This window comes from Bacillus salipaludis (assembly GCF_004358205.1).
The window spans coordinates 68,808-93,023 of sequence record NZ_SMYO01000013.1; the positions used below are offsets into that span (position 1 = coordinate 68,808).

At 37.2% G+C, this 24,216-nt stretch carries 23 protein-coding genes; 7 read left to right on the plus strand and 16 right to left on the minus strand.

Translation table 11 applies throughout. From position 1 onward, the window contains the following. Window positions 1-15: 15 nt before the first annotated feature. Window positions 16-1,875 carry a monovalent cation:proton antiporter family protein gene (locus E2K98_RS23015; protein WP_133338352.1) on the minus strand — a complete coding sequence of 620 codons (1,860 nt, stop codon included), beginning with the start codon at window positions 1,873-1,875 and terminating at the stop codon, window positions 16-18. Between the two features lie 71 nt (window positions 1,876-1,946). Between E2K98_RS23015 and prpE the strand changes: the two genes are divergently transcribed. Continuing rightward, window positions 1,947-2,687: a bis(5'-nucleosyl)-tetraphosphatase PrpE gene (gene prpE, locus E2K98_RS23020; protein ID WP_133338354.1), complete on the plus strand. Its 741-nt coding sequence runs from the start codon at window positions 1,947-1,949 to the stop codon at window positions 2,685-2,687. Window positions 2,688-2,738: 51 nt separating this feature from the next. Here prpE and E2K98_RS23025 read toward each other — a convergent pair whose 3' ends face one another. The 4 genes from E2K98_RS23025 to E2K98_RS23040 are packed head-to-tail and all read right to left on the minus strand — an operon-like array spanning window position 2,739 to window position 5,492. Next, window positions 2,739-3,638 carry an RluA family pseudouridine synthase gene (locus E2K98_RS23025; RefSeq protein ID WP_133338356.1) on the minus strand — a complete coding sequence of 300 codons (900 nt, stop codon included), beginning with the start codon at window positions 3,636-3,638 and terminating at the stop codon, window positions 2,739-2,741. 18 nt (window positions 3,639-3,656) lie between these two features. Beyond that, on the minus strand, window positions 3,657-4,451 hold the full coding sequence (locus E2K98_RS23030) for an NAD kinase (protein ID WP_133338358.1): 795 nt from the start codon (window positions 4,449-4,451) through the stop codon (window positions 3,657-3,659). Between the two features lie 22 nt (window positions 4,452-4,473). Beyond that, window positions 4,474-5,112 carry a GTP pyrophosphokinase gene (locus E2K98_RS23035; protein WP_133338360.1) on the minus strand — a complete coding sequence of 213 codons (639 nt, stop codon included), beginning with the start codon at window positions 5,110-5,112 and terminating at the stop codon, window positions 4,474-4,476. Window positions 5,113-5,132: 20 nt separating this feature from the next. After that, entirely contained in the window at window positions 5,133-5,492 is a 360-nt protein-coding gene (locus tag E2K98_RS23040; protein WP_133338362.1) for a UPF0738 family protein, read from the minus strand. A gap of 111 nt (window positions 5,493-5,603) precedes the next feature. Between E2K98_RS23040 and E2K98_RS23045 the strand changes: the two genes are divergently transcribed. The 3 genes from E2K98_RS23045 to E2K98_RS23055 all read left to right on the plus strand — a co-directional run bounded on the left by E2K98_RS23045 (window position 5,604) and on the right by E2K98_RS23055 (window position 7,853). Beyond that, complete coding sequence (locus E2K98_RS23045; RefSeq protein WP_133338364.1) at window positions 5,604-6,197, plus strand: CYTH domain-containing protein; 594 nt, start codon at window positions 5,604-5,606, stop codon at window positions 6,195-6,197. Between the two features lie 385 nt (window positions 6,198-6,582). Continuing rightward, entirely contained in the window at window positions 6,583-6,987 is a 405-nt protein-coding gene (locus E2K98_RS23050) for a globin domain-containing protein (protein ID WP_133338366.1), read from the plus strand. Beyond that, complete coding sequence (locus E2K98_RS23055; protein WP_235824913.1) at window positions 6,984-7,853, plus strand: ClpXP adapter SpxH family protein; 870 nt, start codon at window positions 6,984-6,986, stop codon at window positions 7,851-7,853. Before E2K98_RS23050 ends, E2K98_RS23055 begins: the two co-directional genes overlap by 4 nt. 682 nt (window positions 7,854-8,535) lie before the next feature. Here the strand turns inward: E2K98_RS23055 and pepF are convergent. The 5 genes from pepF to spxA all read right to left on the minus strand — a co-directional run bounded on the left by pepF (window position 8,536) and on the right by spxA (window position 14,964). Next, entirely contained in the window at window positions 8,536-10,353 is a 1,818-nt protein-coding gene (gene pepF / locus E2K98_RS23060; protein WP_133338368.1) for an oligoendopeptidase F, read from the minus strand. A 113-nt stretch (window positions 10,354-10,466) separates the two neighbouring features. Further along, window positions 10,467-11,663, minus strand: a complete 1,197-nt coding sequence (locus E2K98_RS23065; RefSeq protein ID WP_133338370.1) for a competence protein CoiA — start codon at window positions 11,661-11,663, stop codon at window positions 10,467-10,469. A 91-nt stretch (window positions 11,664-11,754) separates the two neighbouring features. Next, window positions 11,755-13,266 carry a cardiolipin synthase gene (gene cls / locus E2K98_RS23070; protein WP_133338426.1) on the minus strand — a complete coding sequence of 504 codons (1,512 nt, stop codon included), beginning with the start codon at window positions 13,264-13,266 and terminating at the stop codon, window positions 11,755-11,757. Between the two features lie 72 nt (window positions 13,267-13,338). Next, a complete protein-coding gene (gene mecA, locus E2K98_RS23075) occupies window positions 13,339-14,010 on the minus strand; it encodes an adaptor protein MecA (RefSeq protein ID WP_026574540.1) in 672 nt (223 codons plus the stop codon). A 558-nt stretch (window positions 14,011-14,568) separates the two neighbouring features. After that, entirely contained in the window at window positions 14,569-14,964 is a 396-nt protein-coding gene (gene spxA / locus E2K98_RS23080; RefSeq protein ID WP_026574539.1) for a transcriptional regulator SpxA, read from the minus strand. Between the two features lie 597 nt (window positions 14,965-15,561). Between spxA and E2K98_RS23085 the strand changes: the two genes are divergently transcribed. After that, complete coding sequence (locus E2K98_RS23085; protein WP_133338428.1) at window positions 15,562-15,744, plus strand: hypothetical protein; 183 nt, start codon at window positions 15,562-15,564, stop codon at window positions 15,742-15,744. Window positions 15,745-15,784: 40 nt separating this feature from the next. On the opposite strand, the gene E2K98_RS23090 is transcribed toward E2K98_RS23085, so the two are convergent. From E2K98_RS23090 to E2K98_RS23110, 5 genes are all read right to left on the minus strand, one after another. After that, window positions 15,785-16,720: an ABC transporter ATP-binding protein gene (locus E2K98_RS23090; protein ID WP_133338372.1), complete on the minus strand. Its 936-nt coding sequence runs from the start codon at window positions 16,718-16,720 to the stop codon at window positions 15,785-15,787. Then, complete coding sequence (locus E2K98_RS23095; protein WP_133338430.1) at window positions 16,721-17,764, minus strand: ABC transporter ATP-binding protein; 1,044 nt, start codon at window positions 17,762-17,764, stop codon at window positions 16,721-16,723. Between the two features lie 17 nt (window positions 17,765-17,781). After that, window positions 17,782-18,810 (minus strand): oligopeptide ABC transporter permease, encoded by a 1,029-nt coding sequence (gene opp3C / locus E2K98_RS23100; RefSeq protein ID WP_026574535.1) that lies wholly within the window; start codon window positions 18,808-18,810, stop codon window positions 17,782-17,784. Further along, on the minus strand, window positions 18,807-19,739 hold the full coding sequence (gene opp3b / locus E2K98_RS23105; protein ID WP_133338374.1) for an oligopeptide ABC transporter permease: 933 nt from the start codon (window positions 19,737-19,739) through the stop codon (window positions 18,807-18,809). The genes opp3C and opp3b overlap by 4 nt, the downstream gene beginning before the upstream one ends. Window positions 19,740-19,851: 112 nt before the next feature. Continuing rightward, a complete protein-coding gene (locus E2K98_RS23110; protein WP_133338376.1) occupies window positions 19,852-21,528 on the minus strand; it encodes a peptide ABC transporter substrate-binding protein in 1,677 nt (558 codons plus the stop codon). A 221-nt stretch (window positions 21,529-21,749) separates the two neighbouring features. On the opposite strand from E2K98_RS23110, the gene E2K98_RS23115 reads away from it, so the two are divergent. Together E2K98_RS23115 and trpS are read left to right on the plus strand one after the other, a co-directional pair. Further along, on the plus strand, window positions 21,750-22,106 hold the full coding sequence (locus E2K98_RS23115) for a DUF3899 domain-containing protein (RefSeq protein ID WP_165976354.1): 357 nt from the start codon (window positions 21,750-21,752) through the stop codon (window positions 22,104-22,106). Between the two features lie 140 nt (window positions 22,107-22,246). Beyond that, window positions 22,247-23,239, plus strand: a complete 993-nt coding sequence (trpS, locus tag E2K98_RS23120; protein WP_133338380.1) for a tryptophan--tRNA ligase — start codon at window positions 22,247-22,249, stop codon at window positions 23,237-23,239. 58 nt (window positions 23,240-23,297) lie between these two features. Here trpS and E2K98_RS23125 read toward each other — a convergent pair whose 3' ends face one another. Then, window positions 23,298-24,044 carry a YjbA family protein gene (locus E2K98_RS23125; protein ID WP_133338382.1) on the minus strand — a complete coding sequence of 249 codons (747 nt, stop codon included), beginning with the start codon at window positions 24,042-24,044 and terminating at the stop codon, window positions 23,298-23,300. Window positions 24,045-24,216: the final 172 nt, after the last annotated feature.

Here is a 24,216-nt window from a genome sequence, read left to right on the forward strand (position 1 = left end):
ATATCTAGTTGATTTTTAGCAATGCTCACAAAATTCAAGCTCCCTTTTCAATTGGTCAACGTATTCCTTGGATCCAGTCACAATTAAACGGTCGTTTACCTGCAGCTCTGTGTCACCATGAGGCACAATCGACTCATTCCCTCTGAAAATCCTGACAAAAATGATATCGCCTGTAAACGGAAATCTCCTTAACGACATCCCATCAAATTGCTCGTTTACCATGGCAATTTCATACAGTGCCATCTCTTGATTGGTCAAAATGTTAATCACTCGCGGTGATTCAATTAAAGAGCGAAGCAGGGCATTAGTTGATTTAAACACCGAAAATATTTCAATATTATGTTCCTTCAAGTGTTCTTCAAGATCAGGACTTTCAATTCTGGCAATTACCCTTGGAACTCCTTTTTCCTTCACAGCAACTGACAACGTGGCATTTATTTCTTCATCACCCGTGGAAATAACTACCACTTCTGATTGATATATCTTCGTTTGGCCAATCGTTTCGAGCGAAAAGTCCGGAATTTCAACAATATCAAATAGAGAATTCGCAATCTGCTTTTCCGATTTCTCAATTTTTGTATGGTACAGAACTGGATCATAAAGACCTGATTTTAATTCCCTTGAAACTGGCAATGTAATTTGGTTGGCTCCCAGGAAAGATACACTGACCTTTCGATTTGCAACCACTTCTTTTGGAAAAAGCTTTTTGAAAACCATTGGAGTAAAAATTGACGTAATAACTGCCACCAGAATTAGTGTTCCACTCATTTGTTCCGTTATAACCTTCATTCTCTCCCCAATTGTAGCTGCTGCAATAACTAGGGATAGGGTGGAGGTTAAGAGAAATCCTGAGGCCAAAACTGTCTTTGTATCGTACCAAATCTTTAATAGATAAACAGGAATAAGCTTTGATAGCAGCAGTCCAATCAATAAAAGCGGTATTAACAGCAATAGCTTTTTTTCACTAAAAAGGGACCAAATATCAAGTTTTACCCCTACCTCAACGAAAAATATCGGGATTAAAAAACCATACCCAAAGGAATCAAGCTTATGAACTAGCTCTTGATTCGGAGCCAATAGTGAAACAAGAACGCCTGCAAGGAATGCTCCTAATATATTTTCCGCTCCAACCGTTTCAGATAACCCCACTAAGACGATAATAAGCGTAAACACAGCCCTTGTGCCTATTTGGGAAGTCCCCGTTTCCAGCGCTTTGACAAAAGAACGGCTTTTAAATCGCTTTCCTACAAAATAAAGTCCAACACCTGCGGCAAATAAAATTAATAGCAGCCATGTGTTCCCATGTCCTTTATCATAAAGTGAGACAAAGACTGCCAGAAGAATCATCGTAACCAAATCAGCAATAACTGCGATAAGCAGAATGATTTGGCCAATTACCGTTTTCATCATGTTACCTTCCTTTAGGGTCGGCACAACTACACCTAATGAAATCGTTGAAATAATTAGAGTCATCAAGAATCCATTATGAATAAAGTCCAGCATGACAAAAACAAATGATAAGACTAAAGAAAAAATGAAAATCCCGATGAAAATAACTGTTGAGACAGCAAAAGAATTCGGCTCTCTTTTTCCATTCGGAAGAATTTCTCTTTTCTTTCCTTTTGAAAATACAGTAAAATCAATTTCCAAACCGCTTAAAAACATCAGAAAGATAAATCCCAAGGTGGATAAAGTCGAAAGCCACATATCTTGATGAACGACATTGAAGCCGCTTTTCCCGATGATTAACCCCATAATAATTTCGGCAACCACTACTGGGATAAAATTCAATTTAAGCCGATGCAGAATAATTGGTGTCAAAAATGCCATTGTGACAACAATTAATAAAGAAAGAACCGACGCATGCTGTGCCAAATTAATTCCTCCTCTCAAAAATAAAAAAAGTAAAATAACGAAAAATAGAAAGGTAAAGGGGGCTTCATACCATGAAAATAGATATTATTGGTGATATTCATGGCTGCTTTAAGGAATTCGAAGACCTGACGACTAAACTTGGCTATAATTGGGAAAGCGGGATTCCGCTTCATCCCCAAAAACGAGTTCTTGGTTTTGTTGGTGACTTAACCGATCGAGGCCCAGAGTCCTTAAAAGTGATTGACATTGTATGGAACTTAGTCATTGAGCAGCAAAAGGCTTATTACACTCCTGGAAACCATTGTAATAAATTGTACCGTTTCTTTGTTGGAAATCGTGTTCAAATCGCCCATGGTTTAGAAACAACAGTAGCAGAATATGAAGTATTAGACAAACGTGCTCAAAAATCAATTCGAAAAAAATTTATGGACCTTTATGAAAATGCACCGCTTTATTTAGTTTTAGACGAAAAAAAACTTATTATTGCCCATGCTGGAATTAAGAAAGAAATGATAGGAAAATCCGGATCAAAGGTTAAGACATTTGTTCTTTACGGAGATATTACCGGTGAAAAGCACCCGGATGGATCACCAGTTAGACGAGATTGGGCAAAAGCTTATCAGGGCGAAGCCTGCATTGTCTATGGCCACACACCTGTAAAGGACGCAAGAATCATTAACCATACATATAATATTGATACCGGTGCTGTTTTTGGTGGTAAACTGACTGCTCTGAGGTATCCGGAAATGGAAATCATTTCTGTGGATTCTACTATGCCATATGTAGAAGAAAAGTTTAAGCAATTTGATTGAAAATGAGTAATTATAACTAAAAACGAAACAGGCTGACACTGAGTATGTGAATTAGCGGTCAGCCTGTAAAAGTTCTTGCATATCATCTGGAAGTTTAGCTGTAAACGTCATTTCCTTCTTTAAAAGAGGGTGAATAAATGTTACTTTTTTACAATGCAATGCCTGCCGTTTAAGCAACGTCGTTTCTCCCCCGTATAAATCATCTCCGAGTAAGGGATGCCCAATCGAAGACATATGTACCCTAATTTGATGCGTTCTCCCCGTTTCGAGCTGCAACTCTGCATGGGTAAAAGCTTTATGTCTTTTCAATACTTTATAATGGGTACAAGCATATTGGCCATCTGAACGGACTTCTCTTTCAATAATACTATCCTCTTTCCTGCCAATTGGTTTTTCAATCGTCCCTTCATCATCCTCCAATGTCCCGCCCGCAAATGCTTCATACGTTCTTCTTACTTTGCCTACTAGCTGATCCTTACTAAAAAGATGATGAACATGGCGGTATTTAGCAATTAAGACAATTCCCGATGTATCCCGGTCCAGCCGAGTAACAATGTGTGAGGTTGCTTCTAATCCAATCCGCTGGTAATACCCCACTAAGGCATTAGCAAGGCTTCCTTTTGGGTGCTCTCTCGAAGGAATTGTGCTCATACCTGCAGGTTTTACTACGACAAGGAGGTATTCATCTTCAAACACAATATCAAGGGGTAAATCTTCCCCGAGTACACCTTCACCGGGTTTTTCTTTAGGAAATATTAATGAAAGTACATCATCTTTTTGTAACTTGTATCGCACATTTACTTCTACTTGATTAACAAGAATCCTTCCGCCCTTAAATTTAATATCTGTTAAGGCAGTCCGGGAAATTTCCTCATCCTTTAAAAAATCTTTAACCTGCCTGTCTGCATCTCTTTTATCAATTACCCAATTAAGTTCAAATTGTGAAGACATTTTCTTTCCTCCAGCAGATTAATCCGAAATAAAGGAATCGTGTACTCTCTTCCAAAACGGAAACGGCCGAAAGCGGGCAAAACGGATTTTTTCATCCGGCACTCTAAACTGAATCGATTTAACATCTTTGTGAAGCAGGGTAAGATGATCAATCGTTACCTGAAAATCTGAATGGTTTACAGGCTTTAGCATACAGGTATGATGGGCAGGCAGAATTAGTGGGGAGCCAACTGTCCGGAAAACTTTGTTATTAATGGAAGCCATCTCAGCAACCTGAATGGCTGAAATCGATGGGTGGATAATTGCCCCACCTAGTGCTTTGTTATAGGCCGTACTTCCAGAAGGTGTGGACACACATAGACCATCCCCGCGGAATCGTTCAAAATGCGCACCACGAATCTCAACATCCATGACAAGCGTACCCTCAACGCCCTTTACCGTTGATTCGTTTAACGCAAGGTATCTGGATTCCTGTCCTGCATGCTTATAACGAATGATGACCTCTAAAAGAGGATATTCAACCACCTGATAAGGAGTTTTAGCAATCGCAATTACAAGCTTTTCAATTTCATCCGGAATCCAATCTGCATAAAACCCAAGGTGACCGGTATGAATTCCGACAAAAGCAGTTTTATCTAATCGGCTGCTATACCGGTGAAAAGCATACAGCAATGTACCATCACCGCCAATGGATACAACAATATCCGGTTGGTCTTCATCATATACAAGATCAAAATCAAGTAAATAGGTTCTCATTTTGTGCATCAGAATGTTTGATTTTTGATCTCCTTTTGAAGTAATCGCAAATTTCATTCAACCCGCTCCTTACCGGTTTTTAATTCTTTTCTTCCTGCTTTAATTCTTTTTTTCTTGTAAAAAACGCTTGTGCTTCCTGTATTTCGCCTCGGATTAATGACATTTCCTCATCAAGGCGAAAAGCAGCCTCCGCGGCTCTTTTCAGCCGCATATGAATATCAGCAGGAAACATTCCTTTATATTTATAGTTCAATGAATGTTCAATCGTCGCCCAAAAATTCATTGCTAATGTCCTAATTTGGATTTCCGCCAGGATTTTTTTTTCCCCATGGATGGTTTGCACGGGGTAACGGATGACCACATGATAGGACCGGTAGCCGCTTGTTTTTTTATGAGAGATATAATCTCTTTCCTCAACAATTTCAAGATCATTTCGATTTCTTAATAAATTCACAACAGTATGTATATCATCGACAAACTGACACATCATGCGCAAACCGGCTATATCCTGCATCTCTTCCTCTAATTGATCAAGGGCAATTCCCTTTTGGGATGCTTTATCTAAAATACTGGCAATCGGTTTTACTCTACCTGTTACAAATTCAATGGGCGAGTGGTTGGAGTCAAGTTCAAACTGCCCGCGCATTCCTTTTAATTTAATCTTGAGTTCTTCCACTGCTTGTTTATATGGAGCTAAAAATTTATCCCAGTGGTTCATGATCTCACCCCAAACAACTTTTAAAAATTCTCCTCAACCTTCGAAACCATTTGATCCCCATAGTTTCCGTTTCCTCTAATATTACTGATGATATAATCAAGCTCTTCTGTAAACTGGGATAATTCTACCTGTTCATTGTTAAAGGAAAGCCATACAGATAGTTTGTTCTTTACTGCTGTTTTTAAAAGCTCCCATGTCTCTTCAGGGAATGCAATATAAGAGTAGTCCTCTTGATCTTCCATTAAATAAATAAAGGAAATCTGATCGGAGTCAACAAGAATTTGTTCTGCGGGCCGTAAATAAGTGATGGCTTCACCTACGGTAAACGTGATCTGATTCTCGGTAATCTTTCCATTCATTGCTGTTAATTTTTTTTTCATGATCTAACCTCCATTTTCACATCCCTATTTTAGCATAGTCGAACCATTTCTCCCAGAAATTGCAGTCGTGTTATGATTAGAAAAGAAACTTACGTGGAAGGAATGTAGAGGATGTTTCAAAACATTGAAATAGAATTTAAAAATATGCTGACCAAGGAAGAATATGAACTTCTTTTAATAAAATTCACCACCGTTGAAAGCAAATTGATTACACAGGAAAATCATTATTTTGATACTAAAGATTTTGCCTTGAAGAATGAACAGTCCGCTTTACGAATTCGCCAAAAGGGCCAGCAATTTGAAATGACATTAAAACAACCGGCAAATATCGGCTTGCTAGAAACAACACAAAATCTTACGGAAGCGGAGGCAACCCTTGCTATCCAGGAAGGAAAGCTTCCATCAGGGGCAATCAAAGAGATTATTTCAAAAATGGATATCGTGTTTTCGAAACTTAGTTATTTTGGGTCGCTTAAAACAAATAGAGCAGAAATGAACTATAAAAGTGGCATTCTCGTTCTCGATCACAGTCTTTATTTAAACAAAGAAGACTATGAATTAGAATACGAAGTGGAAAACGAACAACTTGGACAAAAGATTTTCGAGGAATTATTGAATCAATACAACATCCCCCACCGAAAAACCGAAAACAAAATCCAGCGCTTTTACAATCAGAAAAACTTATTAAAAAATAGCGCATTTTAAAGAACAATGTTGATTTTTTAAACAAGGTGATTGGAGCGGAAGGCACGAAGACTCCTCGAAAATGCTAACGCATTTTCTTCGTGCGTGGGCGGATTCAGGAAGCAATTCAGTGTCCTGTGGGAGTACGGGTTAGGGGAGACCCCGCAGGAGCAAAGCGACGAGGAGGCTCCCCAGACCGCCCACGAACCGCTTGTGCCTGGAGCGGTAACAAAGCCAATATTAAAAGGATATTTTTTCATCCTTTTTTTTCAATTAAAAGAAGGTTTCATTGTAAACATTACTAAGGAAGTTAAGGATTAATTTAAGCTTTTGAGCGATTTATTTGAGATATGAAAAAGCCATTGCTAAAATAAACTCATACAAACATTCTAAAGGAGTTGTCAACATGATTGAGAGTAAGCCTACACCATATGAGGCCATCGGCGAAAAAAACCTACACCGTCTTGTGGACACTTTTTATGGGCTGGTTGCACAACATCCTGACCTTGCACCAATCTTCCCTAATTCTTTTACTGAAATTGCTCGAAAACAAAAGCAGTTTCTTACACAATATTTAGGTGGACCACCATTATATACAGATGAACACGGACATCCTATGATGCGCGCTCGCCATTTACCCTTTCCAGTAACCCCGACGCGGGCGGAAGCATGGTTGTCCTGTATGAGACAGGCGATGAATAAAGTTGGTTTGGAAGGACCATTACGTGATGAATTTTACGCTAGGCTTCATCTTACTGCACAACATATGATAAACACACCAGATACGCAGGAAACTGGTGAATTACAGTGAGCAGAATTGGACATACAAGTTCAAAAAAGCAATGTGGAAAAAGTGAAAAAAAGCCTGTTGAAATTTACATGTTTATTGACCCTTTATGTCCCTCTTGCTGGGCGCTTGAACCGATACTTAAAAAGCTTCATATTGAATATGGCCGCTATTTTTCCATTAAACATGTCCTAAGCGGCAGGCTGGCCAATTTAAATTTAAGTAAAAAAAAGAATTATGAAAATATCGTGGAGCTATGGGAAAAGACAGCAAGCAGATCGGGAATGTCCTGCGATTCAAGTCTTTGGTATGAAAACCCGGTTGACTCCCCGCATATAGTCTCTATTGCCATTAAAGCAGCCGAGCTCCAAGGAAGACGAGCAGGAATCCGTTTCCTCCGTAAACTGCAGGAAGTTTTATTTTTGGATAAAAAAAATATTTCTGATTTAGAAGTATTAAATGATTGTGCCGGGGATGTAGGATTAGATATTGAGGAGTTTAGTACGGACCTCCATTCCGAGAGTGCGGCCAAAGCATTTCAATGCGATTTAAAAATAACCTCTGAAATGGATGTTCATGAAATTCCAACGCTTGTTTTCTTTAATGAAAATGTTGAAGACGAAGGGATTAAAATAACCGGAACCTATCCATATGAGATTTATGTACAAATCTTGGAGGAAATGCTCTCAGAACGGCCCGTTCAATCACCGCCGCCGCATCTTGAGACGTTTCTAAAGTTTTTTCGATTTGTCGCTTCAAAGGAAATTGCAGTCGTCTACAATATGACGATTTCCCAGGTGGAAAAAGAAATGAAAAAATTACTTTTAAAACAGGTAGTTGAACAAATACCAGCTAAATACGGGACATTTTGGCGATATATTGAAGAATAAAAGGGTGAAGGAATCCACCCTTTTTTTGTGGATATCTTCTTAACGAAAAGCTCTTTTCGTAAACTTTGTTGCTCTTGGTCTAAAAAATGTTCCATTTAGAGAATTTCCGGACAGCTTTAGCGAAGACATGGGGCAATCAAGTCCAAACTGGAAGCCGTAGGGAGAAACGTTTAACATTAATTTTGTTCGAAAAACACAATCAATCCGAAAACAACCTAACGAAAAGACCTTGCAGCTCCGGTTCTGCAAGGTCTTTTACTAATACGAACAAAAGGGGATGGGAGAAATCTTTCACGGTCAAACAAAGGGGTTTATGTTTGTTGTGATCAACTTCACGAGTTAACTATATCATGGTGTTGTACCTTAAACAATGACTTTGTGCTTTATTTCACAATATTGTCAAAAAGTCATATTTTTTCGAATTGGACAATAGACTAATAGTGAGATAAAGCAAAAGTAGGTGGAATTTCCGTTGAAGAAGCTCCCTATTTTCTTCCTGATTCTTTTTTTTATCCTTGCCTTTTTTCTTCATTTGCTTGCACTGCTTAAAATTTTCCCATTATGGATCAGCATCCCCCTGTTGTTCCTATCCATTTTCACCATTTTATTCTTCGTAAATGAAAGGAAACGATTTCGCGGGTTTTAAAAAGGGATGACGCATTTTTAAGCGCCATCCCTTTTCTCATGATAACAGCTGTTCAAGCTCGTTTAGCTTTTCTTCAAATACCTTGCAGGCATCTTTAATTGGCTGGGAGCTGGTCATGTCTACTCCTGCCTTTTTAAGGACTTCAATTGGGTAATCAGAGCTTCCTGCACTAAGGAACCCTATATAGCGCTTCACGGCAGGCTCCCCTTCTTCTAGAATTTGCTTACTTAATGCGGTTGCCGCACTAAATCCAGTGGCATATTGATAAACATAATAATTGTAATAGAAATGAGGGATTCTTGACCATTCTAAGCCTATTTCTTCATCAATGACAATATCCTCTTCTCCAAAATACTTTTTGTTTAGCTCATAGTATTCTTTTGTCAATAATTCAGCCGTTAACGCCTCGTTATTTTGAAGTTTTTGATGGATAAGGTGTTCAAATTCTGCAAACATGGTTTGCCGGAACACAGTTCCTCTAAATCCTTCTAAGTAATGGTTTAATAAGTAAATCCGTTTCTGTTCATCATCAATGGTCTTTAATAAATAATCGTTTAACAATGCTTCATTACAGGTCGATGCCACTTCGGCAACAAATATTGAATAGTTCCCATAAGGATAGGCCTGTGATTTACGTGTATAGTAACTATGCACGGAATGTCCTAACTCATGCGCAAGTGTGAACAGATTGTTCACATTATCCTGCCAGTTCAAGAGGATATAGGGATTGGTGCCATAGGAGCCAGAAGAGTACGCGCCGCTTCGTTTCCCTTTATTTTCGTGAACATCTACCCAGCGGTTTTCAAAGCCTTCTTTTAAAACTTTAGCATATTCTTCCCCTAATGGTGCTAATCCTTTTAGAACAATATCCTTTGCTTCCTCATATTTAATCTCCATTTTTACATCTTTTACAAGAGGTGTATATAAATCGTACATATGCAGTTCATTAAGTCCTAGAACCTTCTTGCGCAGCTTTATATATCGCTGTAATAAATGCAAGTTTTCGTTTACTGCTTTAACCAAATTATCATACACACTTTCGGGGATATTATTGGCTGCTAATGCTGCCTGCCTTGCTGATTCATACTTTCTAATTCTTGCATTAAAATTATCCTTCTTCACATTACCACTAAGAGTGCTTGCGAATGTATTACGGAAATTACCATAGGTTTCATACACCGCTTTAAAAGCATCCCGGCGGACGCGTTGGTCAGTGCTCTCTAAGAATCGTATGTAGCGGCCATGGGTAATTTCTACCTCTTCCCCATTTTCATCTTTAATGGATGAAAACGCCAAATCAGCATTGTTTAGCATCCCAAATGTATTGCTCGAAGCATCCATCACCTCGCCCGCTTCGGCTAACAATGCCTCTTGTTCAGCTGAAAGAACATGCGGCCTTTGCAGATTAATTTCCTCAATTGCATGCTCGTAAAGCTTTAACTCAGGCTTCTCCGTTAAAAAACCTTTAAGTTTACTTTCATCAATCAATAATAGTTCTGGAACAATAAAAGCAAGTGAACTACCCGCTTGAGCGTAAAGGTTTTTCATCCGATCATCTAAGCCTTGATAAAATGAATTCGTTGTATCTTGATCATATCTCATATGGGAATAGGCATAGAGCTTTCCGAGTCTTTCAAGAAGTTGATCCTGATACTGAAGGGCTTTAAATAGAGTTTCCGCACTCTCTCCAAGCTTTCCTTCAAATTGTTTTGCCCCAGGGACTTGGCTTTTTACCTCCTGGAATTCCTTTTCCCATGCCTCATCATTTGCAAATATATCTTCTAATTTCCAGGTTTCTTCAACAGGGATTTCACTTCTAGCCGGCAGCGTTTTAACTGCAGTTTCATTTGCCATCTTTCATCCTCCATTCTAATTTCCAAATTACCAAAAGAACCCACTATAATATTTCTCCTTTTCCTTCCAAATTCCTTCATTCTCTATTATTATGCCCTTCATTAATATTTCATTTATCGTTTTGAAATCATTCGCTGATATTTTTGAAAAAATACCTTCTTTCGATCTTCCCTTTCACGATTTGATTGTGGAAAGGGGATATTCCTGTTTAGTTGAAAAGCAGCTTTTCCCTTTTGAGTCATAATCCCAAATTTTTCTAGCATGAAAAGATATTCCATCACTGCACTAAAAGGATGAATGTGCTTGATTAACGGGAGGTCACGGATGATAATTTCCTTTCTCCCTATTCTCTTATAAAAACTCCTTTCTACTTCTTGAACCGTAAATATGTCCATTGGATGTTTTTGAGTCAAGATATCAAGATACACATAGGTTTGCCAAATGATTGGTGAAGTTTGAATCAATAATGAAGAGTGAACTGGGAGACCAATTTCAGGAGGTAATAGAAAAAGATTAAGATTATGCTGATATATCTCATGAAGGAAGGAGTTTTGCCTCGAATTTGGGTGAAGCGCCCAATTCATATTGGCTTTCTCTAATTCAAAATTCCAATTTGAAAGATTAATTTGACCCAGACATTCCGGATTCAAAAGACAATTAATTTCTACATTACTAATGGGATAAAAGCGGTTTTGTATAAAGGCATTTTTTATGGAATAAGAGACAATTGAATCAAGTAGGTGAAAGTGCTTTTTTTCGGGGCAATAGGAGGGCAAGTAATAACTACCTTCTACTGTCTGTTGTATAAATAAATAGTGGAAATTTGAAAGTGAGAGAATACTTTTCTTCTTTTGATGGATTTGTTCGTTCCCCAAAATCCAGAGTGGAACATATCCTGCATCAACATAGCTTCTTGTTCTTTTCAAAAAGATTTCTTCAGAGATTGGGGAGCATTGAAACTCTAAAGCATATTTTTGATTTTCGTAAGTAAACTTTATATCGGGCCGCTGCTGGATTTTCTTATCATAATATTCAAGGACCGCAGGGATTTTTTGACGTAACAGCCAATGATAGAGCTGAAGTTTTCCTTCCATATGATAAACCGACTCATTTTCATAGGAGTTCCTGCATTCTCCCCCCTTTATATGAGAGAAATGATACATTCTCTGATCGCCCAGCTTTAGTAAAACTCTTTCACCACAAACTGGACAGAAGAATTCTTCCCTCCTTCTAAAGTATAATAGCGTTTCTTTTTTGTAGTTATAGCCCAGACATATTTTTTGACCATTTTTTGTGCTTGCTGTTAGCATGCCATTCACCTCCACCTATAATAATTCGATTGATTATTTAAAAGTCCTTTTTTTGCAGAAAAAAGCAATCAGCCAATTGCCGATTGCTTTGTTATAGTAATGGGGACATCAGCCTTGCTGTTGATTCCAATAACCGCAGGCCCAAATGTCTTTTTTGGAACGTTTTAAGTTCAAGCTGCTTGGCAAATTTTAAATCATTTTCATATTCATCCACCAGCTTTTGTGCACTTTTCGTTCGAAACAAAAAGGCATTAACTTCAAAATTCAAATGAAAACTCCGCATATCCATATTGGCTGTTCCAATCGAAGCGAGTTCTTCATCTACAATGATAATTTTGCTGTGCATGAAACCACGTTCATATTCATACACCTTCACCCCTGCTTCCAAGAGTTCTGGAAAATAGGAACGTGAAGCATGAAAAACGATTCGTTTATCCGGGCGGTTCGGCACCAAGAGCCGAACATCAATCCCGCTTAAAGCAGCCACCTTGATAGCCGAAAAAATGTCTTCATCAGGAATAAAATAAGGGGATGCAATCCAAACCGATTTTTCAGCTGAAGCAATCATTGAAAAAAAGATATTTTTAATCACACTCCATTCATTATCAGGTCCTCCTGCAATTAGTTGAACCCCACCGTGGCTCTTATTATCAAGTTGCGGGGATAAATATTCGGCAGTTAAAAAACTATGGTTGGTCATATAATACCAATCCTGTAAAAAAATTAACTGAAGGGTCCTTACGGCTTCTCCCTTTACCATTAAATGAGTATCACGCCAAAATCCGATACTTTTCACTCTTCCTAAATATTCATCGCCAATATTTAAGCCGCCTACAAACCCAATAGTACCGTCTATTACAATAATCTTTCGATGGTTACGAAAGTTGAATTTATTATTTAAAAATGGAAGTTTTACCGGACCAAAAGAAACTGTTTCAATTCCTGCATTTCTCAAATCTGCAATATACTTCTTAGACAATTGCCAGGAGCCGACCGCATCAAAAAGGAAACGAACCTTGACCCCCTGCATGGCTTTTTCTACTAATATCTCTTTAATTTCTTGTCCAATAGCATCATTACGAACAATATAATATTCAAGATGGATATGATGTTTAGCTCTTTTTAGTTCTTCTAAAATATGTTGGAATGTTTCTTCACCATTGGTTAAAATTTTGGTCGAGGTATCAAAAGATATGGGACTGTTCCCAAGCTTTTGCGCCAAACTGAATAATTTCCCTTGATGTTCTCTCATTAAACTTAACTTTTCCCTGCTTCGTGGATCATTTTCACCTTCCACATTCAAAAAGGCTTGTTTATCTAGAAAATACTTTTTACGGAACATTTTCTCCTTTCGATAATTCCGCCCGAAAAGAAGATAAAAAATAAATCCAACAAGCGGAAACCCGCCTAAAACAACCAGCCAGGTAATCGTTTGCGTGGGGTGACGATTCTCAAGGAAAATCACAAATCCAATGAAAATAACGGACAAGGAAATAAATAGGCTAAATACCCCGAAAAGACCACCCTTAATATGATCTTTAAAGATCAACATAAGTACGGATATGATTATAACAAATAGAACGACCCTAACAGTGTTTTTCAGTGTCCTCACCTGCACTTTAAAGTAAATTAATACTAAAAAATACCGATTTCAATAGTGAAATCGGCTCTAATTTTAGTGAAAATGCTTTCTAATTTCAGAAAACACATTTTCAGAAATTATTTCTTTTCCGTATTCCTGAACACGATGTATGGTCACTTGTGTTTCAGTACCGTATTCCAAAAGAATACTTAAGATATCATCTATTTCATCTTCCTCAAATACATCCTCTAGAAATTCGGTGTAGAGATAATATCTTCCTTCAAAATGATAAAGAGTCGTTTTTAATTCATCGAGACCCTCGCGTTTCGATAACATAATAACATCCTCAAAATCCTTAAAGGCAAGCATAAATTCAAGGGGATCTTCATCAAGCAAATAGTCTTCCTCGACCTCATGCTTTGGATTGAAATGTTGATCAAGAATATCTTCAATATTCTCATCAACCGGTATATCCTTTACCTTATCACCCGGAATTGGCAGTTCAAATTTTTGGCCATCTTTAGAAAGCTGGGCTTTGGTAACAAGAATTTCTAAGCCTTTTTCCAATGCCTGAACTTGGATCCAAAGTGGACCTTCCACAACAAACTCTTCTTCCTGATGAACCTCATCCATCATTTCCCAGAAAAGTTCTTCACTGCGCTCACGATTGTACCAAATTTCCTCCCGGTCAAAACCTCTGTCTTCTATATCACCATATGAAATGTAGAACTTTACAGTATTCTCATTTATTCTTTCAATCTCCATTTTTACCTCTCCCTTCCGTTTTCCATATTGAAGGGACTAAATACCCCCAAGCAGACAGTGCCAAAAGCATTTACCCAATTTAGAAAGGACTATTATTAGTGAGATTTGTTAAAAAAAGGACATAAATCCTTGTACTTTTATTTTATGACAAAAGCAGCAATAAGGGAAATAAAATTAATCAAATAATCAAAAACCATCAATACGCCTATTTTCCAGCATTAGTTGGCACTTAAAATATACAAACGGAAGATTCACTTATTATTAGATATTCATTTTATTGTACCAAAATGCCTTTAAAATCACAAATGAAACGGAAAAGCGGAAGCGCCTTCGGAACAAGCACAGCTTGTTCCTGCGATGATTATTCAAAGGAGCTTTCCTTAGTGGTCAGCCCCGACAAGTGCTGGAGGTCCTGACGGTGAAGTCGTTCTTTGACTTCATTGTCAGGACCAAAGCAACCACGAGGGGCTAGGCGCTGGAGCTGGACAATTCTCGAATTCAAAGAAATATTATTTGCAACAAAGAAAAAGACCTTCTGCTTTCAGAAGGTCTTGACTTTTAATTTACCATTCGCTGTGCTTCACGCAATTGGAATGTTCTCACTCTTCTTGGTAAGAACCGGCGAATTTCATCTTCATTATAACCGACTTGTAAACGCTTCTCATCAATAATGATTGGACGGCGTAATAGTCCTGGATTTTCCTTAATTAATTCGAATAAATTCTGAAGGGGCATGGTATCTAAATTTACATCCAATTTTTGAAATGTCTTGGAGCGAGTGGAAATAATTTCATCTGTCCCATCTTCAGTCATACGAAGTATTTCTTTAATCTCTTCAATAGATAAGGGCTCTGAGAAAATATTTCTTTCCTTGTAAGGAATCTCATGTTCTTCCAGCCATGATTTTGCTTTCCTGCATGATGTGCAACTTGGTGAAGTGTATAGTGTTACCATTCGTCTTCACACTCCTCTTTATTTAACTGTCTGTTTATAAGAAAAACGAAAATCTGTTTAATAACTTATACCCTAATTAAAATAATTATAAACAAGTAATTTATATCACCAATTATACACCACTGATTCTGAAAAAGGTATCCTTTTTTCAAAAATTCTCATAGGGCCAAAACTTAAAGAATTTTTTTAAACTACAATATATTAGACGAATATTCACGTAAAAAGTTTCATGGTTTATCCATTTTTTTCGTTAAAATTTTGTAATACTTTGAGATTTACTGTAAAATTATTCGTTTACTTTTTGCAGTTTTTGTAGGTTTAAAAAAATATTATTTCCCTCTCTTACTGCTTGTTATTCTAGCAGATTATTCTTAAGTATTTCTTAACCTTTTATTAAATTTATATTCTCAATTAAATGAGGAAGAATGAAAACGCATACATCAAGCTGTGAAATAGTCACAAAAATTCCCCCAATTCTTAAGGAAATAATGAAGAATGTCTTTTAATTCCCCCTAAGTTCTTTTAAAATATAAATAGGGGATATTCAAAAGCATTCATCATGCTGACATTTGAAATAAAAATGGAGGGTTAACGATGATTGGTGGTTACATAGCAGATTTAACCATTGTAGCCGTTCTTGTTGTGGGCATTACAGCATTAATGGGTGTCATAACAAATGGTGTTGGTGAAAGAGTTTTCGGAGGAAAGAAACGAACTGAATTTACCGACCGTGTTTCAAAATATCAAACAAACTGGAAACAAGTTGGCGGAAATAAATAACCAATAAAAAACGATCTCAAATGAGATCGTTTTTTATTGGTTATTTTGAAGCTTTAAATTGAGCAAACTCTTTTTCTGAGCAAAGGACAAAATGTCCTGGAGTTACTTCACGGAATTCAATCTTATCATTTTCATTATAATGATGGCTTGCCGGATCATAGGATTTCCGTTTTCTCATCCGCTCACTAATTGGGTCTGGTGCAGGAATTGCTGATAACAATGATTGAGTATAAGGATGAAGTGGGTTTTTATACAATTCATCAGCTGGAGCAAGCTCAACCATTTTACCAAAATACATAACTCCAATTCGATCACTGATGTATTTTACCATGGAAAGATCATGCGCGATGAAAAGGTAAGTTAAGCCCTTTTCATGTTGCAGTTTCTTCATTAGATTTACAACCTGTGCTTGAATGGATACATCCAGGGCAGAAATTGGTTCGTCGGCAATAATGAATTCCGGCTCGACCGCTAGTGCACGAGCTATTCCAATCCGTTGACGCTGACCACCGCTAAATTCATGAGGATATCTATTTGCATGTTCTCTATTTAACCCAACTGTTTCTAATAGCTGATACACACGTTCCATACGCTCTTGTTTTGATTTAGCAAGACCATGGATGTCAATTCCTTCGGCAATAATATCGGCAACTTTTAATCTTGGATTTAATGATGCATGTGGGTCTTGGAAAATCATTTGCATTTTACGGTTAAAAGCTTTTAATTCACTTTTCGACTTTTTCCCATGGACATTTTCACCATCATACAATACTTCCCCGCCGGTAGCATTATATAATCGGATAATGGTCCGGCCGGTTGTAGATTTTCCACAGCCAGACTCCCCAACTAACCCTAATACTTCCCCTTTATAAATATCAAAGGAAACATTATCGACTGCACGAACTTCATTTACTTTTCCAACATTAAAATATTGTTTTAAGTTTTTAATCTCAAGTAATTTTTCATTTTGAGCCATTTACTTTCCCTCCTTCATTTCAGGGAATTGACGCTGACGTCTTTTTACAGCTTCCGGTGGTTCAACTTTAGGAGCATCTGGATGTAATAGCCAAGTTGCTGCATAATGAGTGTCAGACACCTTAAAGAATGGCGGCTCTTGCTCTAAATCGATTTTCATCGCATAAGGATTACGCGGTGCAAATGCATCCCCTTTTGGCGGCTCTAATAAATCAGGTGGTGTTCCCGGTATAGAATACAATTCTTCATCATCCGTATCCATATCCGGCATTGAACTGATTAATCCCCATGTATAAGGATGTTTGGGATTATAGAAAATCTCATCTGCTGTACCAATTTCGACAATCTTCCCACCATACATTACCGCAACACGGTCCGCTACATTTGCAACTACACCGAGGTCATGTGTAATAAAAATGATCGAAGTATCAATTTTCTTTTGCAAATCCTTCATCAATTCTAATATTTGTGCTTGAATGGTCACATCCAAGGCAGTTGTAGGTTCATCTGCAATTAAAACTTTTGGATTACATGCTAAGGCAATCGCAATTACGACCCTTTGTCTCATCCCACCGGAAAATTGGTGAGGATATTGATTGATACGGATTTCCGGCTTAGGAATCCCAACTAGCTTTAGTAAATCAATGGCTCTCGCTCTTGCATCATGTTTGCTCATATTTTGATGCTTAATCAGAGGTTCCATAATTTGATTGCCAATTTTCATTGTCGGATTTAATGAAGTCATTGGGTCTTGAAAGATCATGGAAATATCATGACCCCGGATTTTTTGCATCTCTTTATCTTTAAGTTTGGTTAAGTCCTTACCACCAAAAAGGATCTCACCTTTTTTAATTTCTGAATTATGTTCAGGAAGGAGACGCATAATTGATTTTGTTGTAACAGATTTTCCGGAACCCGATTCCCCAACAATTGCCAGCGTTTCTCCCTTATATAAATCAAAGCTCACACCTCGTATTGCTTGAACTTCCCCTGCAAAGGTGTGGAAGGATATATTTAAATCTTTTACCTCTAAAACTTTCTCCACTACCATTCACCTGCCTTCTAATCACGCATTTTTGGATCTAGAGCATCTCTAAGACCGTCTGCAATTAAGTTAAATGCTATCATAATAAGGGAGATCATAATAGCTGGAATTATCATCTGATATGGAAACGCTATCATTCCCCTAAATCCATCATTGATCAATGTACCTAATGAAGCGTGAGGGTCCTGCAAACCTAATCCGATGAAGCTTAAAAATGCTTCAAAGAAAATCGCATTCGGAATCGAAAACATTGTATTTATGATGATGACACCAAACATATTTGGAATCATATGTTTAAAGACAATAGTTGAATCTGATGCCCCTAATGTTTTAGCTGCCAATACGTACTCCATATTTTTATATTTAAGAACCTGCGCACGTACAACACGCGACATACTTACCCAACCGGTGATACTTAAGGCTAAGATAATCGGGATAATCCCTGCTTTTAAAACGAGAATCATCAGGACAACGACGATAAGGTTTGGAATTCCCATAATGATTTCGACAATACGTTGCATAATACTATCCGTTTTTCCACCGATGTAACCCGAAATCGCCCCATAGGTAACCCCGATTAGCATATCAATTAAAGCTGCAAAAAAAGCAATTAATAAAGAAATTTGAGTGCCCTTCCAAACCCTAGCAAACAAATCTCGTCCTAATCCATCCGTACCAAACCAATAATATTCTTTAACATTTCTTGTTTCATAAGGATGTAATTCTACGCCCTGTCTATTTTTCAATGTACCATCAAATGGAAGCCAGTGAATATTTTCTAAACCTTGAATCCTTGGTGGTAAATTAGCATGTTTAGTATTTTGGAAATCATACGCATACGGTGTGATTAATGGCCCAACAAATGCCATGATAATTAATAATACAGTCACAATTAAACTAATCACTGCACCTTTATTTTTTCGGACCCTTAACCATGAATCCTGCCAAAAAGTCAAACTTGGCTTTGCAATTTTCTCGCTTTTAGATACATCCACATGGGCGGGCTCAAATAACTCTTGTGAAATTTTTTCATGATTGGTAATCATTTAGATCGCCCCCCTGAAATTCGAATCCTTGGGTCAATAATTCCATACAGAATATCCACCACTAAAATAATCACTACGAATGCGGCAGCAAAAAGAATAGTTGTTCCCATAATAACCGGATAATCATTTACGGTAATGGCCTTAACAAATTGTTCTCCTAGACCTGGGATAGCAAAAATCTCCTCAATGACAAGTGAACCTGTCATTAAGCTAACTGCCAAAGGTCCTAAAACAGTGATAACAGGGATTAAAGCATTTCTTAATGCGTGCTTTACGCTAATTTGAAAATAGCTTGCTCCCTTCGCCTTCGCTAAAGTAATGTAATCCGATCCTAATACATCAATTAGCTCTGTACGCATGAAACGGGCAGCAATCGAAATTGGAAACATTGCCAAGGCAATGGTTGGCAGAATGGTATACTCTGCTCCCCGCCAAAACATTACTGGAAACCATTCTAATTTTACCGCAACATAATACTGAAGTAGTCCGGCAAATATAAAGCTTGGTATCGATTTCCCCGCAACTGCAATAAAGGTCGCACTATAGTCCACCCAAGTATTTTGTTTTAACGCGGCAATAACTCCCAATAAAATCCCAAAAATAGAGCCAAATACCATTGCCTCTAAACCTAATGTTGCTGAAGGTCCGATACGAATTGCTAGAAGTTTGGTAACAGGGGTATTATTGAATTGAAAGGAGATTCCTAAATCACCTTGGACCATGTTCTTTAAGTAATTAGCATATTGAACAGGTACTGGGTCAGTTAAGTGGTATTTCTCTTGCATAATTGCTAATTGTTCGTGTGTGAGTTTTCCAGCATTACTAAACGGAGTACCAGGAACTAACTTCATTAAGAAGAATGTAACTGAGACAACGATAAACAATGTAAGAATCATGTATATTACACGTTGTAAAATGTACTTCGCCATGCCTCCACCTCCTATTTGATTGAAGATTCATCATTTTTCGACAATTCTTATACAGGTAAAAAGAGAGTATACCTTAATATACTCTCTTTTATATACGTTTACTTACCAATTACTACTTAACAATTTTAATCCATTGATAGCTATAATCAGGACCAAATCCATGGTGTGCTAAACCTTTAACTTTATCAGCAACTAACAAGTTAGCAGAACGTTGGTATAGAGGTGCTAGAGCAGCATCATCTTCTAACACAATTTTTTCAGCTTCTTGTAATGCTTTCCAACGCTCATCAGGTTTAGTAGCTAAAGTAGTTGCTGCATCTTTGACTAACTGATCAACTTTTGGATTTTTATAGCTCATATGCTGTTGGCCGCTAGTTGATGGCCATAAATCCATGTAAGTCATTGGGTCAGCATAGTCAGGACCCCAACCACTGAAAAGAATATCATATTGTTGTTTATCTTCTCTATCAAGTTTTGTAGCAAATGGAATGTTGTGAAGTTCAACTTTAATTCCTGGTAAAGTTTTCTCTAATTGGTCTTTGATAAATGCATCAGTATCCTTTGCAGCTGCAGTATCTTGACCAACATAATTGAATGTTACTTCCTTCTTACCGATTTCAGATAAACCTTTTGTCCATAATTCTTTTGCTTTTGCTTTATCTGATTTTAAATATTCGCCAGTATCAGCACGGAAGTCTTTACCATTATTGAACGCGAAATCTTTCGCAACGATAAAGTTAGCAGGAATTGAACCATTTGCTAAAACATCATCAGTTAAAGCTTTTTTGTCAATTGCTAAAGCAATAGCTTTACGGATATTAGCATTTGCTAATGCTGGGTTTTTCTCATTAAACTTCAACCAGAAAATGGATGGTTCAGTGTAACGAAGAAGATTTTTTGAACCTTCATATTGTTGAATGATTGCTGGTTGTGCAAGTTTTGGTGTAATGTCTGCTTCGCCAGCTTCAAAAGCATTGGCCGATGCCTGCCCGTCTTTTTGTACGTTAAAGTTGATTTTCTTTAAAGAAACTGTATTTGCATTCCAATAAGTATCGTTTTTCTCTAGTACCCATTCAGTTGCCTGTGGGCCATCCCATTTAGTCATTTTGAATGGACCATTATAAAGAATGTGGGAAGCATCCTTCGCATAATCTTTACCTTGAGACTTAACATACTTTTCATTTTGTGGATAGAATAATTGGAACGTAATATATGACTCAAAGAAAGGAATTGGCTGCTCTAAGGAAATTTCTAGAGTATAGTCATCCACAGCTTTAATTCCTAAATCAGTTGCAGGTTTTTTCTTAGCTACGATATCGCTAGCATTTTTGATTTTGCCTTCCATGAAATATGGACCATATGGAGAAGCAGTTTTAGGATCAATTGCACGTCTCCATGCAAATACAAAGTCATTAGCAGTTACAGGATCACCGTTTGACCATTTTTGATCCTTTTTCAACTTAATCGTGTAAACGGTTCCATCAGCATTCGCAACAGGTTTACCGTCTGCAACACCCTCGATTACCTTTTGATCTGGGTCTAAACGATATAATCCTTCGTTTGTTGCATTTAACATGGTGAAACTCATAACGTCTTGAGCCATAACACTATCCATTGTTGGAACTTCTGCTGACTCTAAAACATTTAGTACTTGTTCAGGTGCTTTACCATTAGAAGTACCACCATTGTCCTTTTCTTTTCCAGTGTCTTTTCCACCAGAACAAGCTGCTAAGAACATGCTAAGAACTAGTGATAAAACTAAAAGTAGTGAAAGTTTTGATTTCTTCACTAGTAGACCTCCCTTTTCTATTATTCTGAAAAATTACTACATTCCCTATTATACATTTTTTCAACTAATTGTACATTACTTTTTGAAAATTAATTTACATTTTCATAACATTTTAAACATTTGGGTTACTGGAACCTATGTTATCATTTACTCTCGCACTGATTTTTTGTATAATATTTAAAATACTTTTCCTTATAAATCAAGGTTTTGGAGGATTAGAAATGAACTTTCGTTTTAAAAATACTCTGATAATTTCAGTGGGTTTTCAGTTGTTAATTATTTTCCTATCACTCATTTTTTACCGAAAGATTTCTTTGTTAAGTTATATCAATATATCTTTTTACATTTCATTTGCCTTACTTCTGTTTTCTTTATTATTATTTACTGTTAAAACTGGTTTTTTTGACGCTATAGCTAAGTCATTTAACTTTGCTGCAACAAGAGGAAAGGAAAAAAGAAGTCTTGCCGAAATTCCCTCTCTTTCTGAAATGGTGACAATCAATCAAAAGCCTTTTGTTTTCCATGGAATCATTACCGGCTTTCTTATGTTAATCGCCCTTGGCTTCTATTATGTTTAACGGACTTGATTACGATTATTCATTTCATTATAATATGATTATAAATAGTCACTAAAAGCGTTGAACCATTCTTCCCTATATGGATTAGGTGACGAATGGTTTTTTTATTTAAATGCTTATTAGCAGGAGGAAAAAATACCATGAAAACCATTTTTTCTGGCATCCAACCAAGCGGAACTATTACACTTGGCAACTATATTGGAGCAATGAAACAATTTGTAGAACTGCAAAATGAATATAATTGCTTCTTTTGTATCGTTGATCAGCATGCCATAACCGTCCCTCAAGACCCGCAAGTTTTAAGAAAAAATATCAGAAGTCTTGCTGCACTGTACATCGCAGTCGGTATCGATCCAGAAAAAGCAACGCTCTTTATTCAATCAGAAGTTCCTGCGCATGCTCAAGCCGGGTGGTTGATGCAATGTATTTCCTATATTGGTGAATTGGAAAGAATGACACAATTTAAGGATAAGTCTGCTGGAAAAGAAGCCGTATCTGCAAGTTTATTGACCTATCCGCCACTTATGGCTGCTGACATTTTATTGTATAACACAGACCTTGTCCCAGTCGGTGAAGATCAAAAACAACATCTGGAATTAACCCGTGATCTTGCAGAGAGATTTAATAAGAAATACGGGGAGGTTCTTACTATTCCTGATATAAGTCTTCCGAAAGTCGGCGCGAGAATTATGTCACTTCAAGAACCTACCAAAAAAATGAGTAAATCCGATCCGAATAAGAAAGCTTTTATCACCCCTCTCGATGACCTGAAGCAAATTGAGAAAAAAATTAAAAGCGCTGTAACAGATTCTGAGGGCATAGTTAAATTTGATAAAGAAAACAAACCAGGAATATCTAATTTATTGTCTATTTACTCAATTCTAGACGGTAAATCGATTTCTGAAATTGAAGAAATGTATAGTGGCAAAGGGTACGGTGAATTTAAAGGAGATTTAGCTCAGGTAGTAATCAATGTTATTAAACCGATTCAAGAAAGATACAATCAACTCATTGAATCAAAGGAACTTGATGATATCTTAGACCGTGGTGCAGAAAAAGCGAATAAAATTGCCTCGGAAACACTCAATAGAATGGAAAATGCAATGGGCCTTGGAAGAGGTCAGAGAAGGTAGAACCCAAATAATAAGAGCCTGACCCATAAAGGTAGTGACTACCTTTTGGGTCAGGCTTTTAATTTACCTTTGGACCATGCTCCATTTCCCATAACTTTTCAAAAAATGGCTGCCCTTTAATTATATTCTCACAAAATGTTACATGCCTCTTGCCCCATCCGTATTTTGTTTCCTCAAATAATTGCTCCCATACATCCTCAACATTCATTTCCTGGATGGCGGCGTATCGTTCCGGACACCATTCGGTATACCAATAACGAACTTCTGCTTCATTATTTGAAGAGTGTAATTGGTCAAGGGCCATAAATAATAACTGCTTTAATTGGCGTTCCTTTCTTGTTAGGCCACGCATTAATTCTGGCTCAGGCGACAAAATATGATGATCTTTCATTTCGCTAGGCTGATAAAAGTGATAAACATTTGCCTCATTCGTTTCAATCATCTCATATACAAGCTGTTCTTGCCTTGGAATTAACCTGCTTTTTCGGATTGGAATGGTATAGCCAATCGTATCAATTGCTAAAATACCTACCCCATCCGTTACAACAAAACAATAATCAAGCTGAATTCGCTCATGGTTTTTTCGTAAATATGCTTTTTGATAAATATCATCTAGGAGTTGTTGAGGTAATTCTGCTAAATCATTCTCAATATAGTTAAATAAAATCGGTTCAATCTTTAAGAGTGGAACTTGATCCAAAAGTTCGACTCCATCATCCTTGCGCCATTCATGAAAGTGGCATACATTATACCCGTTTTCTTCACCTTCAAACCAATTCACCCAAACATCATGAAGATACAACATTGTACAACCCCTCACTTCAAGAAACTGTTTGTCAATCAGTATGGGCAGACCTTAGTTAAATTATTCCTTTATATATGTTTTGCTCCATAATTAACTTTTATTACTAATATTGATGAATCTTTAAGCAGCAGGTGATGCTTTCATTTCAATACAAAAAAAGAGATAATCACCA